Annotated in this window: 1 protein-coding gene; it reads right to left on the bottom strand. The window is 75.0% G+C overall.

The genetic code is table 11. The annotated features are described in order from the left end of the window. Positions 1–208: hypothetical protein (locus tag VTU_RS34355; RefSeq protein WP_010110856.1), on the bottom strand; the 208-nt coding region annotated here is incomplete at both ends.

Raw genomic sequence — 208 nt, 5'->3', positions numbered from 1 at the left:
CGTAGCAGCGGAACACATTGCTTCGCGGTGAGGGTTCGGCACCGATGGCAGCGCAGCGCAAGGCCCAAGGCAAAACGCGCGCGGCGGCGTCCGTCCAGGCGGCCACCGGGGCCTGGCGCAGGGCCCGCTCGAGCGCGGCGAGCGCGTCCGGCGCGATGGCGGCGGCGTGTTTCAGCGCGTCGAGCAGGTCGTCGGCGGACGCGTCCCG

Origin of the sequence: Verminephrobacter aporrectodeae subsp. tuberculatae At4 (assembly GCF_000193225.1) — a bacterium.
In the GTDB taxonomy this organism is placed as follows: domain Bacteria; phylum Pseudomonadota; class Gammaproteobacteria; order Burkholderiales; family Burkholderiaceae_C; genus Acidovorax; species Acidovorax aporrectodeae.
Note: the sequence above shows the minus strand (reverse complement) of the source record. Positions and strands in the feature narration are given on the sequence as shown.